Annotated in this window: 13 protein-coding genes and 3 pseudogenes; 10 read left to right on the top strand and 6 right to left on the bottom strand. The window is 69.5% G+C overall.

From position 1 onward, the window contains the following. Nucleotides 1-93: 93 nt before the first annotated feature. Entirely contained in the window at nucleotides 94-675 is a 582-nt protein-coding gene (locus AB0L71_RS04975; protein ID WP_365237920.1) for a winged helix-turn-helix domain-containing protein, read from the bottom strand. Between the two features lie 103 nt (nucleotides 676-778). Here AB0L71_RS04975 and AB0L71_RS04980 point away from each other — a divergent pair, with 103 nt between their 5' ends. Both AB0L71_RS04980 and AB0L71_RS04985 read left to right on the top strand, forming a co-directional pair. Beyond that, nucleotides 779-2,023, top strand: a complete 1,245-nt coding sequence (locus AB0L71_RS04980; RefSeq protein WP_365237923.1) for an MFS transporter — start codon at nucleotides 779-781, stop codon at nucleotides 2,021-2,023. A gap of 42 nt (nucleotides 2,024-2,065) precedes the next feature. Further along, nucleotides 2,066-2,764, top strand: a complete 699-nt coding sequence (locus AB0L71_RS04985) for a class I SAM-dependent methyltransferase (protein ID WP_365237926.1) — start codon at nucleotides 2,066-2,068, stop codon at nucleotides 2,762-2,764. A gap of 67 nt (nucleotides 2,765-2,831) precedes the next feature. Here AB0L71_RS04985 and AB0L71_RS04990 read toward each other — a convergent pair whose 3' ends face one another. Further along, nucleotides 2,832-3,734 (bottom strand): EamA family transporter, encoded by a 903-nt coding sequence (locus AB0L71_RS04990; RefSeq protein ID WP_365237929.1) that lies wholly within the window; start codon nucleotides 3,732-3,734, stop codon nucleotides 2,832-2,834. A gap of 261 nt (nucleotides 3,735-3,995) precedes the next feature. Between AB0L71_RS04990 and AB0L71_RS04995 the strand changes: the two genes are divergently transcribed. Together AB0L71_RS04995 and AB0L71_RS05000 are read left to right on the top strand one after the other, a co-directional pair. Then, nucleotides 3,996-4,928: a LysR family transcriptional regulator gene (locus tag AB0L71_RS04995; protein ID WP_365237931.1), complete on the top strand. Its 933-nt coding sequence runs from the start codon at nucleotides 3,996-3,998 to the stop codon at nucleotides 4,926-4,928. A gap of 37 nt (nucleotides 4,929-4,965) precedes the next feature. After that, nucleotides 4,966-5,283 carry a DUF6221 family protein gene (locus tag AB0L71_RS05000; RefSeq protein ID WP_365237934.1) on the top strand — a complete coding sequence of 106 codons (318 nt, stop codon included), beginning with the start codon at nucleotides 4,966-4,968 and terminating at the stop codon, nucleotides 5,281-5,283. A 465-nt stretch (nucleotides 5,284-5,748) separates the two neighbouring features. Here the strand turns inward: AB0L71_RS05000 and AB0L71_RS05005 are convergent, their stop codons facing one another. Both AB0L71_RS05005 and AB0L71_RS05010 read right to left on the bottom strand, forming a co-directional pair. Then, nucleotides 5,749-6,426 carry a class I SAM-dependent methyltransferase gene (locus AB0L71_RS05005; protein ID WP_365237936.1) on the bottom strand — a complete coding sequence of 226 codons (678 nt, stop codon included), beginning with the start codon at nucleotides 6,424-6,426 and terminating at the stop codon, nucleotides 5,749-5,751. A 92-nt stretch (nucleotides 6,427-6,518) separates the two neighbouring features. Beyond that, the gene (locus AB0L71_RS05010) at nucleotides 6,519-6,977 is read right to left on the bottom strand and encodes a hypothetical protein (RefSeq protein ID WP_365237939.1); all 459 of its coding nucleotides are present in this window, start codon (nucleotides 6,975-6,977) and stop codon (nucleotides 6,519-6,521) included. Between the two features lie 335 nt (nucleotides 6,978-7,312). On the opposite strand from AB0L71_RS05010, the gene AB0L71_RS05015 reads away from it, so the two are divergent. Together AB0L71_RS05015 and AB0L71_RS05020 are read left to right on the top strand one after the other, a co-directional pair. Then, nucleotides 7,313-8,092: a helix-turn-helix transcriptional regulator gene (locus AB0L71_RS05015; protein WP_365237941.1), complete on the top strand. Its 780-nt coding sequence runs from the start codon at nucleotides 7,313-7,315 to the stop codon at nucleotides 8,090-8,092. 147 nt (nucleotides 8,093-8,239) lie between these two features. Continuing rightward, nucleotides 8,240-9,136: an aminoglycoside phosphotransferase family protein gene (locus AB0L71_RS05020; protein WP_365237944.1), complete on the top strand. Its 897-nt coding sequence runs from the start codon at nucleotides 8,240-8,242 to the stop codon at nucleotides 9,134-9,136. 283 nt (nucleotides 9,137-9,419) lie between these two features. On the opposite strand, the gene AB0L71_RS05025 is transcribed toward AB0L71_RS05020, so the two are convergent. Together AB0L71_RS05025 and AB0L71_RS05030 are read right to left on the bottom strand one after the other, a co-directional pair. Beyond that, nucleotides 9,420-9,935, bottom strand: coding sequence for a DinB family protein (locus AB0L71_RS05025; protein ID WP_365237946.1), 516 nt, complete (start codon nucleotides 9,933-9,935; stop codon nucleotides 9,420-9,422). Nucleotides 9,936-10,038: 103 nt separating this feature from the next. After that, nucleotides 10,039-10,326: pseudogene (locus tag AB0L71_RS05030) on the bottom strand (nucleotide disphospho-sugar-binding domain-containing protein); the annotation flags it as partial. Nucleotides 10,327-10,538: 212 nt separating this feature from the next. On the opposite strand from AB0L71_RS05030, the gene AB0L71_RS05035 reads away from it, so the two are divergent. From AB0L71_RS05035 to AB0L71_RS05050, 4 genes and pseudogenes are all read left to right on the top strand, one after another. Then, a complete protein-coding gene (locus AB0L71_RS05035) occupies nucleotides 10,539-12,296 on the top strand; it encodes a protein kinase (RefSeq protein ID WP_365237948.1) in 1,758 nt (585 codons plus the stop codon). Between the two features lie 184 nt (nucleotides 12,297-12,480). Then, nucleotides 12,481-12,843 (top strand): annotated as a pseudogene (locus AB0L71_RS05040) (transposase); the annotation flags it as partial. Between the two features lie 168 nt (nucleotides 12,844-13,011). Further along, on the top strand, nucleotides 13,012-13,395 hold the full coding sequence (locus tag AB0L71_RS05045) for a peptidase inhibitor family I36 protein (protein WP_365237950.1): 384 nt from the start codon (nucleotides 13,012-13,014) through the stop codon (nucleotides 13,393-13,395). 263 nt (nucleotides 13,396-13,658) lie between these two features. Continuing rightward, nucleotides 13,659-13,856: pseudogene (locus AB0L71_RS05050) on the top strand (IS5/IS1182 family transposase); the annotation flags it as partial. Nucleotides 13,857-13,865: the final 9 nt, after the last annotated feature.

Below are 13,865 nucleotides of genomic sequence, written 5' to 3' on the forward strand. Positions count from 1 at the left end.
CTTACCGGGGCCCGCCTGGGTTTCCCGGACCTGGGAGTGTGTCCGAACGGTCGTCGCTCCCGCGGATCACCCTTCCCTGGCCCTGCTCAGGAATCAGGATTCGGTCGATTCCTGAACGGGATGGGTGGTGGGGCCCGACGGCCGGGACGGCTCGCCCGGGATTCCGGCGGGCGACGCCTCCCGCATCGGGAAGGCCATCAGGGTCATACCCACGGGCATCGTTCCGGGCGAACGGGGCAGGCGGGCGGCGTCATGCAGTTCCCTCGCGATGTCGGCGAGCTTCTGCCGGGCCGCGTCCCACACCTCTGGCTCCACCCACAGTTCCGCATCGACCGTCACCCCCCTGCCTCCCGGATCCCGGCGCACGGCACGCTCCTTGAGCGTGTGGGCCAGGGTGGCTCCCAGCAACTGGGCCCCGTCGTGCCGGTCGGACAGCGGCGAACCGTGGACGGTGCGGTAGCGGCGCTCCCGGCCGCCGCGGCGGGTGCGTTCCTCGGCCAGTTCGACCAGCCCGACGGCGTCCAGGTTCCGAAGGTGCCGGCTCGCCAGGGCGTGGGAGATGTCCAGCTCCCGGGAGAGTTCGGCGGCGGACATCGGCCCGGGCCACATGAGCGTGAGCATCCGCAGCCGCAGGGGGTGGGCGAGTGCTCTCAGAACGGGGTCCGTGTCGGTCACCCCGCCAAGTAAAGCGCATGCCTCGTGGCCGAGTTCTACCGCCAACGAAATGGTTGGGGGTAGGGTGCCGAAGCCTGACACGACGTCACGGAGGGGGCGAGGAATGACTGTCGGCTTATTCACCGTACTGAGGGACCGCAATGCGCGCGTCTACATGACGGGCGTGATCATCTCCGGCTTCGGGGATTCGGCCATGCTGCTGGCCGCCGGGGTCTGGGTGAAGGAGCTCACCGGCTCCAACAGCCTTGCCGCCCTGGTGGGTTTCTGCTCCTGGGCACCGACCCTGGCCGGACCGTTCATCGGCACCCTGGCCGACCGGATGCGCCGCCGCACCCTCCTGATCGCCACGAGCCTGACTCTGGGCCTGATCATGATGGCGCCGCTCGCCGTGCGCTCCTCGCAGGATGTCTGGCTGCTCTTCGCGGCGCCGACCTCGGTGGGCGTGGGAACGGTACTCATGGATGCCGCCGAAACCGCGTTGATCGCATCCGCCATACCGAGCAAGCTGCGCGGGGACTTCAACGGCCTGGTCCGGACCGCGATCGAGAGCAACAAACTGATCGGCCCCCTGATCGGTGCGGGCCTCTTCACCCTGTTCGGCGGTCCCACCGTCGCGCTGCTGAACGCACTGTCCTTCCTCCTGGCCGCGGCCGCATTCGCGCTGATCCGCGTGCGCGAAGCCGTGCCCGCACGCCGGGCAGGGCAGAAGTGGACCGCCGAGACCGCGGAAGGGATCCGCTACCTCTGGCGGCATCCGATGCTGCGCTCCTTGGTGGTCGCGGGTGGTTGCGCCATGGCGGCATCGAGCCTCAGCAGCACCGCCACCTACGCGCTCCTGGACATCGGCCTGCACCAGCCCGCGGCATACGCCGGCGTCCTCACCTCCCTCCAGGGGGTCGGATCGATCATCAGCGGCCTGGCAGCCGGCGCGCTCCTGCGCCGGCTTCCGGCACGCGCCCTGTCGGTCGTCGGACTGATCGTCTTCACACTCGGGGTCCTGACCCGGCTCACCGACCTCATTCCCGTCGTACTCGGCGGCAGCCTGCTCATCGGCCTGGGCCTGCCCTGGCCGCTCATCAGCGCACTGACCGCGGTCCAGAAGGAAACGCCGAACGAACTGCTCGGCCGGGTCGCGGCCACCGCCAATACCCTGGTCTTCGCCCCGACCGGACTCGCCCTCCTCGCAGGCTCGGCCATGGTCGCGGTCCTCGACTACCGGATGCAGCTACTGGCGGCCGGCGCGCTGGGGCTGGTCACGGCCCTGCTGCTGACGGTCGGCGCTCGCGCCGCGAAGACACCGGATCCCGAGGCTCCGCGAACGGACATCTCGCACGCCGACGCTCGGTGAAGGGCAATGGACAAGAGCGGGTGGGCACTAAGGTCCTCAGCCATGACCGAACCAGCCTGCCTGCCCGCCATCCGCGCGGCCTACGACACCGTTGCCATCAACTACGCCAAGCTCGTGCCCCCGAGGTTCGGGGACGACGTCTACGGCCGCGCGATGATAAGCACGTTCGCCGAACTCACGCGGGCCCTCGACGCCGGACCCGTCGCCGACCTCGGCTGCGGGCCCGGCCACGTGACAGCACACCTTCAGTCCCTCGGGGTGACCGCGTTCGGCATCGACCTGTCCCCGGAGACGGTTGCGGTTGCCCGTCGCAGGCATCCGGACCTGCGATTCGACGAAGGGTCGATGACCGACCTGGACCTGGCTGACGGCAGTCTTGGCGGCGCCATCGCCTGGTACTCCATCGTGCACACCCCTCCGGAGCTGCTGCCGGTTGTCTTCGCAGAGTTCCACCGCGTGCTGGCTCCAGGCGGCCATCTACTGATCGCTTTCAAGGCCGGTGACAAGCTCCGGCACCTGGAAAACGCATACGGGCACGAGCTGTCCCTCGACGTCTACTGGGTCTCTCCCGACCGCATCGCCGAGCTGCTGAGTCAGGCCGGGCTGATGGTGGATGCCCGGCTGATCCGCGAGCCGAATGAGCAGGAGAAGCCCCGGCAAGGTCAGCAGGCGTACCTCCTGGCCCGAAAGCCGGAGACGCCGGAGACGCCGGGAGCAGGAGCTGCCGACACCACCGCGTAACTCGGCCCAGTAGCCCGCGGCAGCAGCAGATCACCCGGCCGCCGCCAACGCCCGGCCGGGACCGCGGTCAGGCGTCGGCGCCCGCCGCCTGACCCGTGCCGTGCCGCTCGCCCTTCTCCCCAGCACCTTGCTTGGTGGTGGCGCGCACCGCGCCCATGCTCGCCCCGATGACCAGGGCGATGGCCAGGGCGTCCGTCGCGGAGAGGGCCTGGTCGAGGACGAGGAAGCCGGCCGTGGCCGCGATGGCCGGCTCCAGGCTCATCAGGATCGCAAAGGTGGGTGCGGGCATGCGGCGCAGCGCGATGAGTTCGAGGGTGTACGGCAGAACCGAGCTGAGCAGCGCCACCGCCGCCCCGAGCCCCAGGGTGGACGGGACCAGCAGGCGCGAGCCGGATTCCAGGATGCCGAGGGGCAGCGAGAGGAGCGCGGCAACCGCCATGGCCAGGGCGAGGCCGTCCAGTTGGGGGAAGCGACGGCCGGTGCGGGCGCTGAAGACGATGTACGCCGCCCACATGGCACCCGCGCCCAGTGCGTACGCGGCACCTGCGGGATCGAGGCGGTCGAAGCCTCCCCCGCTCAGCAGCACCACACCGCCCAGCGCGAGGCCCGCCCACACCACGTTGGCCGCCCGGCGCGAGGCGATCACCGACAGGGCCAGCGGGCCCAGCACCTCCAGGGTGACGGCAGCGCCCAGCGGGATACGGGCGGCAGCCTGGTAGAACAGCGCGTTCATACCGCCCATGGCCAGCCCGAACGCGAGGACCGTGCCCCAGTCGGCCGATGTGTGGCCGCGCAGCTTCGGACGGCAGACGAGCAGCAGGACGAGTGCGGCGGCGGCCAGTCGCAGGGTGACGACGCCGAGCGCTCCGGCCCGCGGCATCAGCAGGACCGCGATCGCGGAGCCGAACTGGACGGAGATGCCGCCCGCGACCACCAGCGCGACCGGGGCGAGCGCCGCCCTCCGACCCATGGGTCGTACCGGACCTGCCGCCCCGGCCGGGGCGGACACCGCCTCCGGTACGGCGACGGCTGCGACCCGTTCCGTGACCGCCACTCCTGCTGCCCTGCGCCGGCCGTTCACCTGGGGTGCCCCTCCCGAGCCTCTTGGTTCATTTCAATGCACTGCACGATCCAATGCACTGTACTCCCTTCACGGGACGTCTCTCCCTACGGTAGGTATCGGCGCGTAGCCCGTGAAATGCCTGCCGTACTCCCGTTATGCTTCCCGCGCATGAGCCTGGGACGCGGCGGCGACGGCCGCGAAGAGAGCCCGGCGGGGCGCGGGCCCGGCCGCGGCATCGAGGTCCGCCATCTGCGCGCCTTCCTCGCAATCGCCGACGAGGGCAACGTCACCCGCGCCGCCGACCGGCTCGGCCTCACCCAGCCCGCGGTCTCCCGCACCCTCGCCACCCTGGAACAGCGCCTCGGCATCCGGCTCGTCGACCGGTCCACCCACCATCTCGTCCTCACCCCCGAGGGCGTCGCCTTCCGGGACCGGGCCGCCGCCGCGGTCGCCGCGTTCGACGCGGCACTCGACCCCGCCGGGCTGCACCACTGGCCGCTGCGGCTGGGGCACGCCTGGTCCGCGTTCGGCCCCTACACCACACCGCTGCTCCGCCGCTGGCAGGAGCGGTATCCGCAGACCCCGCTGGAACTGCTGCGGATCGACGACCGCACCGCCGGACTCACCCGGGGCGAGGTCGACGCCGCCCTTCTGAGAGGCCCCGTCGAGGCACCGGGGCTGGTCACCGAGGTGCTGTTCGACGAGGGCCGGGTGGCGGCAGTGGCCGCGGACGGACCGCTCGCCGACCGCACCACGCTCCGGCTCGCCGATCTCGCGGGCGGCACCGTCGTCCTCAACACCGTCTCCGGCACCACCACCCTCGACCTCTGGCCCCCGGACGCCCGGCCCGCCGCCACCCTCACCGTCGCCAACACCGACGACTGGCTGACCGCCATCGCCGCCGGGCGCGGCACCGGCGTCTCCACCGCGTCCACCGCCGACATGCACCCGCACGCCGGAGTCGCCTTCCGCCCGCTCAGCGACGCCCCGACCGTCCCCGTCCTGCTGGCCCGACGGGACGCCCCCGGCCACCCCGCACTGCCGAACCTGGTCGCGCTGGCACGCGAGGTGGTGGGGCGGCGCGGCGCGGGGGGAGGCTGAGGTCCCGACCGGGGCGGCCGAGGTCGAGAATGCTCCTATGACCAAAGAACTGGTGAGGTTCCTCAAGGCCCGGCTGGATGAGGAGGCTGCCTTGGCCCAGCGCTGCGACGGTGACGGGTGCGGGGAGTGGTCCGCCCAGGGACACACGGTCGACTTCTGTCAGGTTGACCTCTCCGGTTTTCACCCCACGATTGCCCTGCATGTGGCGCTGCACGACCCAGCCCGCGTCCTGCGCGAGATCGAGGCCAAGCGACGCATCCTGGCCCGTCACGCCCGCGACCCCTGGCCGTGCCGCGACTTGCGTGACCTCGCTTCGCCCTACGCCGACCATCCCGACTTCCCCGCACGGGCCTGAAAAACCGCCGCACACGAGCAGAGCGCCCGACGAGGCAGCGTGCCGGTACCGAGCCTCGCCCAATGAAGATCGTTCGCCTGGCAGCCGTTAAGGACTTGCCCGGTCGTCACGTTCGGATCCACATCGTGAGGACTGCGGCGGTTGCGGTGCCAAGGAAGAGGAGCCTCGCAAGTTTCAGTAGTGCATGGCCACCACTACGTACATGACCGCCACGACTGCAACGAATCCGAGCGCGACCAAGATAATCAGTGCGCAGCCCAACGCTCCTGTCGTACCGACAATCGCCGCCCAGCCGACTCGCGTTGCCTGCTCGGCCCGTTGGAGTGCGTCTTGGTACTCACCGTCGTCGTACCAGCCACGATCAGTCATGGTCACCCCCGGCCGAACCCTATAGCTCGACCATCTCGCCCCAGCATTCGTCGGCGCGAATGCCGTGGGGGATAAAGCGTGATCGCCCAACAGCTCCTAGCCTCCGTGGACGCCCCGGACGAACAAAGTGCCCGTACGCCGACTGCCCGGGGGCGGGGCGATCACGGATGCCGACACGTCCACGTAACCGTGTTCCTTGAGCATCAGCACCCACACATCGGGTTCGAAGTCCCACCGCTTGACGACAGCGGGGTCTTCGTCGGACCCGCGCGGGATGTACGACGCCTGGCAGCCGTAGCACCCTTCGACCGGAGGCCGCTGGGAGAAGGCGAACACCCCTCCGGGCCTGAGGTTGGCGTGGATGACCGGCAGCAGCAGCCCGGGATCGGTGAACCAGACAGCACCGAACACGCTGTAGACCGCGTCGAAGATCGTGAGCGAGTCCCCGAGGTAGGTGAGGGCATCGGCCTGGTGGAGTTCCATTCCGTCCGTGCCCAGCCACCGCTCGCGTGCCTTGCCGAGTTGTTGGGCGGAGAGATCGACACCGGCGGCCTTCATGCCGAGCGTCGCGAGGTGAGCGGCATTCCCTCCAGCCCCGCACCCGAGGTCGAGCACACTGTCTCCGGAGCTGAGGTTGAGCACGTCGGCCCCCGGGCCGTGGTCCGGGTACTGGGTCCAGTTGAACCACGTGGTCTCGTCCTTGGCGTTCGTTTTCCGCCGTTGGGGCTTGCTCTGCGCGTACGTGTCCCAAGCGGTGCTGCGAGAGTCAGTCACTACCTGTCCGTTCTCGTTCACGGCGACAGCCGCCCGGCACGATACCGGGCGGCTGAAGCTCTGGCGGGTCCGTTGCTCCGCTTGCGGCAGCGCTACTTGGCAACGGGGCTGTCGGAGCAGCCCGCATAGCTCTGGGTGCAGTCGGCCGCGCCGTTGATCGGCCAGAACTCCGGGTCCACGTCGAAGCCGGCCGATCGGATCATCTCGGCCGTCCGACGCATCGCGGCTCGTCCCTCGGCGGGGCTGTGACCGCTGCTGCGGTCGGGGACGTGATGGATGAACCCGCCGCCGAGCGCCTCGCAGAACTCGGCGTAGTGCTTGGTGTGGAGCACGAACGCGTGCCAGAAGAGGTCCACGCGAAGGCTGGGCGTGGCCCTCTTTGTGGTGTTCGCGGCGACGGCGAGGAAGGCCGCCACCTGGTTGATGCCGCGCTCGCCCTGGTCGTCGGTCATCTCCGGCCAGGAGTCCTCGCGGACCATGGCGAGGAGGCCGTCCCTCAGTTCCGGAGTGATGAGGTCGTACACGGTCTTCGTCGTGCCGGTGATCGTCACGTCTGTTCCTTCCTGGTCGGTGAGGAGCATCGGGGGCACTTGCAGGGAGGCCAGACCGCAGAGGCCATCGGGGTCAACGGCTTCTCGGCGGTGCTGCTGGGGTAGATCACCTCGGCGCCGAACGTCTGGCCGGAGTCGCGAGACACCCGCACGGTCATGGTCATCGTTTGCCTTCCGCTGCCCGGTCCGGTTGGTGAAGCGATGTTCCCGCCGCCGACCGGTCGGAGCGACGACGCTTCGGGCGTCGCCTGGGCGTCCCTCGGTGGGGTGTCAATGACACCTCCGGGGCGTCAAACCGGTGTCATTACAAGGTGGTTCGGTCTAGCTTTGACGTCATGACGACGACCGACGTGGTGCCGAATGATGTGCTGCGGGCCGTACGTATCAGCCTGCGCTTAAGCCAAGACGACTTCGCCAAGGCACTCCGCCGGGCAGGAACGGAACTGGGGGAGCCGAACGAGGCCTCCAAGCGGCTGGTGCAGCGCTGGGAGTCCGGCACGAGCAAGACACCTCGAGGTGTGTACGCCAGGGCCTTGGAACGGGTCACTGGCCGTCCGGTCGAGGCACTGGGGTTCGCCCTGCCGGTGCCGATGGCACGAGTCCAGGCAGACGGCAAGGGAGGCCATGACATGGAGACCGGCGCAACAGGTGTCGCGTCTACCGCAGTAGGCGCGCAGCCCGCCGCGCAGACGGGTGAGGAGACGTTTTCGGGGGTGTGGCTCAGCCGCTACGAGTTCTTCTCTTCGAGCCGGGACGACTCGTACGAGGGCAAGCACTACGTAGTGCTCGTCCAGCACGGGAACCGGCTGACCGTTCAGAGCCTGCCCGGGGCGAGCAGCAACCCCGACAGCCCGCTCACGCTGGACCTGACCGTTGATCGCAACGTAGTCACGGGGACGTGGGTCGAGCAGACTGCCGCAGACGGCTACTACAACGGGGCCCGCTACCACGGGGCCATTCAGCTCCTGGTCGAGCCGACCGGCCGACGGATGGCCGGGAAGTGGGTGGGGTTCGGCAAGGACTTCGACGTGAACACCGGGCCGTGGGAACTGCACCTTGTCGACCGGTCCACGAGCAAGGCGGCGTTGGAGCGGTACGGCCGACCTCCAGAGTGACGCGCCACCCCACACCAAGAGGCGGAGACCCGTGGGTACAGGTCATGTGAGTGGGCCTCTGAGCGGATCCGTCGGGACCGGGATCACGGCGAGATATCCGGAGAACGAAAGCCCTCTCCATCTGCCGCCCGACTACGGTGACTTCGCATGACCGGCACAGAGATCGAGATCACCGCAACCCTGGTCCGCGATCTGCTGCGGGAGCAGCATCCAGACCTTGCAGGGCTGTCCATCCGCGAGGTGGCGGGCGGATGGGGCAATCAGATGTGGCGCCTCGGCGACGAGTTGGCCGTCCGCATGCAGCGCATGGACCCCACCCCGGAGCCCCAGCTCAAGGAGCGGCGGTGGCTACCCGTGCTGGCCCCGCGCCTGCCGCTCCCGGTGCCGACGCCGGTACGGTTCGGCGAACCGTCCGAGCGCTTCCCCAAGCACTGGACCGTGATGACGTGGGTTCCCGGCGAGCCGCTGGACCACAGCTCGATCAGCCGCGGCGCCCACGCAGCCGACACACTGGCGGGTTTCCTCCGGGCGCTCCATGGGGAAGCGCCCGCCGAGGCGCCGGTCCCTACGGACCGCGGCGCCCATCCCAGGAACTGCACGGACGGCTTCGAGCACTTCTTCCAGGCCGTTACCCCCGACGACATCGCTGCCGACGTCCGGGCCGTCTGGGACGACGCCGTGGCGGCCCCGGCATGGGAAGGTCCGCCGGTGTGGGTGCACGGCGACCTCCATCCCGCGAACGTCGTCGTCTCGGACGGAACGCTCTCGGGCATCGTCGATTTCGGTGACCTGTTCGCCGGCGATCCGGCGTGGGACCTCGCCGCCGCGTGGGTGCTGCTGCCCGCGGGCACGGCCTCGCGGTTCTTCGACATGTACGCGCAGGCAGACAAGGCGACGATCCGGCGCGCCCGCGGGCTGGCCGCTATGAAGAGCCTCTTCCTGATGCTCATGGGGCAGAACGGAGATCGGGGCCTTCCCGGCGGCAAGCCGAACTGGGGGCCTGCGGGCCGGGCGGCACTTGATCGTGTTCTGAAGGGGCTTTGAGGCGACTCATCGAACGGACCGGACGCACCCGCCCGAACCGCCCCCCAGCCGCTCCCGCACTGCCGAACCTGGTCGTACTGGCGCGCGAGGTGGCACAGGCGGCTGAGGTCCCGCCCGGGTCGGCCGAGGTCGACGGTCCAGGCGAGGTGGAACGGACGATCAATGCCCTCAAGAGCTTCCGAACTGTGGCAACGAGGTTCGACAAACGTGCCTACGTCTTCCACGGAACGGTCACCGTTGCCTCGATCCGCCCATGGCACCAATCGCGACCCAGCGGGGAGAGCTAGTAGTACCCCTTCGCTCCGTCGAGCAGTTCCCTCAGGATGTCCGCGTGCCCCGCGTGCCGTCCGGTCTCTTCGACCAGGTGGATGAGCATCCACCGAAGGTTGGCTTTGCCGGAGCGGTAGTCGGGGTGGCGGCCGACGTCGTCCAGGGAGGCCGCGGCCACGATCTCGTTACTGCGGACGCACTGGGCCTCGTACTCCGCGAGCAGTTGTTTCAGAGAGACGCCGTCGGTACGCCAGTCGGCATCCTCGTCCGTCTCGTCGAAGGACGGGTTCTGCGTCTTGTCACCGCCCAGGAACATCACCTCCAGCCAGGTGTGTTCGACCCACCGCATATGACTGATGAGCCCAGCCATCGTCATCGCCGGCGAGGTCGGGATGACGGAGCGGTGCGCGTCAGCCTCGCTCAAGCCCTCGCATTTCCATCTCAGGATCTGCCGTTGCAAATCCAGCCAGCCAAGGAGCGCGGTGCGTTCGTCGGCCTGCAAAGGGGGACGCTCAAGTGAAGGTTCCATGCCTGCACGTTAGGGGGCTCGGTCCCCAGCTGCCGCCTGATTTTCGAATCAAGATCCGCCGGACAGAACATTCAGAGACATCAACAGGCTCCATCGGAACGGATCAGCATCGTCCATCGGCCAGCTGCTGGATGGTCTTGAGTGTCTGACCTGCTCCGTTCTCGGTCACCAGATGTTTCGCCGCTCGTGCGGCGGCTCGGCTGTATGCCTGCTGCTTCACCACGTGGTCAAGTGAGTCGGCAAGCCGTTCGGCGGTGAGGGACCGGAAGGGGATCGGGTCGGTGGCGGCGCCGAGGTCGGCGAGTCGCCCCGCCCAGAACGGCTGGTCTGCGGTCACCGGCACGGTGACCGCGGGCGCTCCTGCGCGCAGCGCGGCAGCCGAGGTGCCGGCGCACGAAGACCGGTCACGGCCTGCTGCTGAGGGTCGACGCCCGCGCCGCGCGCCGACACGATCACGCCGAGCCGGTCGCGGACCAGCACCGGCGCGAAATCGGCACCGCCCGTGACCGTTGCCGCCGGTTTCCGTTCCGGCACTCCCCGAGGTCCCTTAGGTTGAGGCCCACCCCGGAGCAACCCCCGGGGTTCCTGGGGGAAGGGGCGGGCATGGCGGGTCATGTGCTGGGCGGGCGCTACGAGTTGACGGAACGCATCGGCGCCGGCGGCATGGGCGTGGTGTGGTCGGCGCGGGACCGGCTGCTGCATCGGACGGTGGCGGTGAAGGTGCTCTCGGGGGCCGGGGGCACCCCGGACGCCGCGGTCCGGCTGGAGCGCGAAGCGCGGGCGGCGGCCGGCCTGTCGGAGAACCGCCACGTCGTCACCGTTCACGACTTCGGCCGGGACGGCGACACGGTCTACGTGGTCATGGAGCGGGTGTCGGGCCGCACCCTCGACGCCTTCCTGCGGGCGGAGGGCCCACCCGGCCCAGCCCTCGCGGTGGAATGGGTGCGCCAGGTCTGCGCCGCCCTGGAGGCGGCCCACGCGGCAGGGGTGGTGCACCGCGACATCAAGCCCGCCAACGTCATCCTCACCCCGGACGGAACGGTGAAGGTGCTGGACTTCGGGATCGCCTGGTTCCACCCGATGCACGGCCTGGAGCGGATCAGCCGGGACCTGGTCGCGGGCAGCGCCCCCTGGATGTCACCGGAGCAGATACAGGGCGCCCAGATGGACCACCGCAGCGACCTCTACTCGACGGGCTGCCTGCTGTACGAACTCCTCACGGGGCGGACCCCGTTCGGGGACCGGGACACCTACTCCCTGTTCGTGGCCCATGTGACGGAACCGGTCGTGGCGCCGGGTCTGCTGCGTCCGGGCATCCCGGCCGCCCTGGACACGCTGACGCTCCGCCTCCTCGCCAAGTCTCCGAACGACCGCCCCGGCTCGGCCTCGGAGGTGGCTGCCAGGCTGGGGGCGGTGGGCCGGGACCTGGGTGCGGTGGCCACGACCCCGTACAACCCGTCGGCCCCGCCCACGGGTCCGGGCTCCGCGGTGCCCGCAGCCCTGTCGCCCGCCCCGGGGCCGCCACCGGCTGTGGACCCGGCCGCCTTGGCATCACCTTCCGCCACAGGCGGCGGCAGGCGGTGGCCGGCCTCCCGGCGCACGGCGCGCACGGCGGCGCTCGGCGGCGCGCTCGCGGTGCTGGCCACCGCGGGCGTCCTGTGGCTGAACCACCCGGACGGCAGCGACGACTCCGGCGCCCGGGCGGCAGACCGGACGGACGGAAGCCACACCTCTGCACCCGCGTCAGGGGCGGACCCCGACACCACCCCGGGCTCCGCGACCCCGGCCCCGGCCGCCCCGTCGCCGACGCCGTCCACCACATCCGGCACCGGGAAGGCGGCCGACATGCGGTTCCCGCGCACCGCGACGGGCACCTCCCCGCTCCCCTCCGGGTGGCGCCTGGCGCACGAAACCCGCTACCGCATGGACCTGCCCGTCCCGGCCGACTTCACCGGCTCCGACAACGACGGCAAGGGCATGATCTACGAGGGTCCCGGTGGCCAGATCGTGATCAGCGTCTATCACGATTTCGACGTCGCCAAGGCAACGCGGACGAGTCTGCAGGAACAGCTCGCCTGGTACAGAAAGGGCGCCGACGGCACCATGAGCGAGGCCCGGAGCGACGGAATCAAGGACGTCATCCTGCTGGGACTCCCGGGCGCGGGCTTCGAGGTGACGTACCACAAGACCGACTCCAGCCAGACCGGCTCCCGGCACCACCGCATCGAACGCGGAGTTCAGGACGCGGAGAAGGAGGAGCTGTACTTCCGTGTGGAGTACCCCGACACCCCGGAGTACGACGCCCGGGCCCGCAAGGTCCTGGCCACGATGCAGGACCGGATCGTGCTCCACCCCCGGTAGCAGCAGGACGCCCGGCCGCCCGCCGCCGCAATCGCCGCGGTCGACGCGGCGATTGCGGCGGCCGGCGGGCGACTGACGGGGGGCCTTCGTCGGTTCAGGCCGATGCCACCAGCCTCTGGACGTGTAACTGATCATTTCAGAATGAGCTTGGTGTAGGGCTTGGCTGTGGGCGGGGCCGGCGGCAGACTCTGTCACCCAACTCATGCCTCTGCTGGACGCGATCCCCCGCATCCGGGGCTTGGTGGGCAGGCCACGTCACCGACCACGGCGGCTGTTCGCCGACCGCGGCTACGACTACGACAAGTACCGTCGTCTCCTGCGCGCTCGTGGCATCACGCCGAAGATCGCACGCAAGGGCACCGCCCACGGATCCGACCTGGGCAAGACCAGGTGGGTCGTCGAGCGGACCTTCGCCTGGGTCCATCAGTTCAAACGCCTGCGGACCCGCTACGAGATACGCGCCGACCTCCACCTCGGACTGCTCCAACTCGCCTGCAGCATCATCTGCTTGCGACGACTCCGAATCCCATGCCGAAACGATCGGTAGGCCGCGAGAACGCCATGGCCCACCTCTTCCGGAGACTGTGACCTATGTCATCTCTGTGAACCACATGCGGGCGGGGACCGTCTTACGGCCGGATTCCTTCGAGGAATGACAGCTGGGCGCGGCGACCGTGGCCGCGCTTCCACGGGCAGCAACGGGAAAGAGGTAGGCATGAAGCTGACAGTCAAGACCGCGGTATTGGGAGCAGTCCTCGCCTCCACCGCCGTACTGGCGGGTCCGGGAACCGCATCGGCTGACCCCACCAAGGACGGGATCGTGAGCAGCTGTCAGGAAGGCATGATCTGCTTCTTCGACGGCCACAACCTCACCGGGGACGTCGTGCAGCTCTTTCCGGTGAACACCCCCAACATCGGCTGGGTGTGGAACGACCGAGCCAGCTCGGTGTGGAACCGCAGCGGCGATGAACTCTGCATCTGGACCGATATCGACTACAACGGCCGCTCCTACCCCATCCCGGCGGGTGCAACACAGGAACTTCTGTTCCTCTACGACAACGCGGTGTCCGGCTTCTCGATCAATCAATGCGGAGGCTGAACCGGCCGGTTGACCGAACCCGCCATCCGCCCGCGCTTCGCGGGAGGATGGCGGGATTCGGCCCGGTGGCGTCCCGTGAGGCACCGTGGGCGCATTCGGCGGTGGCCGCCGGATGACCTCGCGCGAGACCGTGACTGATCGCTTCATCAGGTCTGTGGCGGGTCTTGGTATCCCGGCCGCATAGCGGGACGGTTCTGCAGGTGCCGGACGATCTTGCGCCTGATGACCTGGGGGAGCGCATCACCCCGCTGCTCCCGCCCCGCCCTCAGATCGCCCGCCGTGACGCTTCGCACGGCTCAGGGCCGGGCAGGACCCGCTGGGTCGCCGAGCAGAACTTCGCCTGGCTCCACCAGTCCGGACGGCTGCGCACCCGCTACGAGATACGCGCCGGCCTCCGCCCCGGTCTCCTCCAACTCGCTTGCGGCATCATCTGCTCGGGACGACTCCGAACCTCGTTTTGAAACGATCAG

The sequence above is a fragment of the Streptomyces sp. NPDC052052 genome, assembly GCF_040680455.1.
Lineage (GTDB): Bacteria > Actinomycetota > Actinomycetes > Streptomycetales > Streptomycetaceae > Streptomyces.

Excerpts from the sequence above, each read along its gene's own strand:
- AB0L71_RS04980 (WP_365237923.1), top strand. The coding sequence starts at position 779 with ATGACTGTCGGCTTATTCACCGTACTGAGGGACCGCAATGCGCGCGTC.
- AB0L71_RS04985 (WP_365237926.1), top strand. The coding sequence starts at position 2,066 with ATGACCGAACCAGCCTGCCTGCCCGCCATCCGCGCGGCCTACGACACC.
- AB0L71_RS04990 (WP_365237929.1), bottom strand. The coding sequence starts at position 3,734 with ATGGGTCGGAGGGCGGCGCTCGCCCCGGTCGCGCTGGTGGTCGCGGGC.
- AB0L71_RS04995 (WP_365237931.1), top strand. The coding sequence starts at position 3,996 with ATGAGCCTGGGACGCGGCGGCGACGGCCGCGAAGAGAGCCCGGCGGGG.
- AB0L71_RS05000 (WP_365237934.1), top strand. The coding sequence starts at position 4,966 with ATGACCAAAGAACTGGTGAGGTTCCTCAAGGCCCGGCTGGATGAGGAG.
- AB0L71_RS05015 (WP_365237941.1), top strand. The coding sequence starts at position 7,313 with ATGACGACGACCGACGTGGTGCCGAATGATGTGCTGCGGGCCGTACGT.
- AB0L71_RS05020 (WP_365237944.1), top strand. The coding sequence starts at position 8,240 with ATGACCGGCACAGAGATCGAGATCACCGCAACCCTGGTCCGCGATCTG.
- AB0L71_RS05025 (WP_365237946.1), bottom strand. The coding sequence starts at position 9,935 with ATGGAACCTTCACTTGAGCGTCCCCCTTTGCAGGCCGACGAACGCACC.
- AB0L71_RS05035 (WP_365237948.1), top strand. The coding sequence starts at position 10,539 with ATGGCGGGTCATGTGCTGGGCGGGCGCTACGAGTTGACGGAACGCATC.
- AB0L71_RS05045 (WP_365237950.1), top strand. The coding sequence starts at position 13,012 with ATGAAGCTGACAGTCAAGACCGCGGTATTGGGAGCAGTCCTCGCCTCC.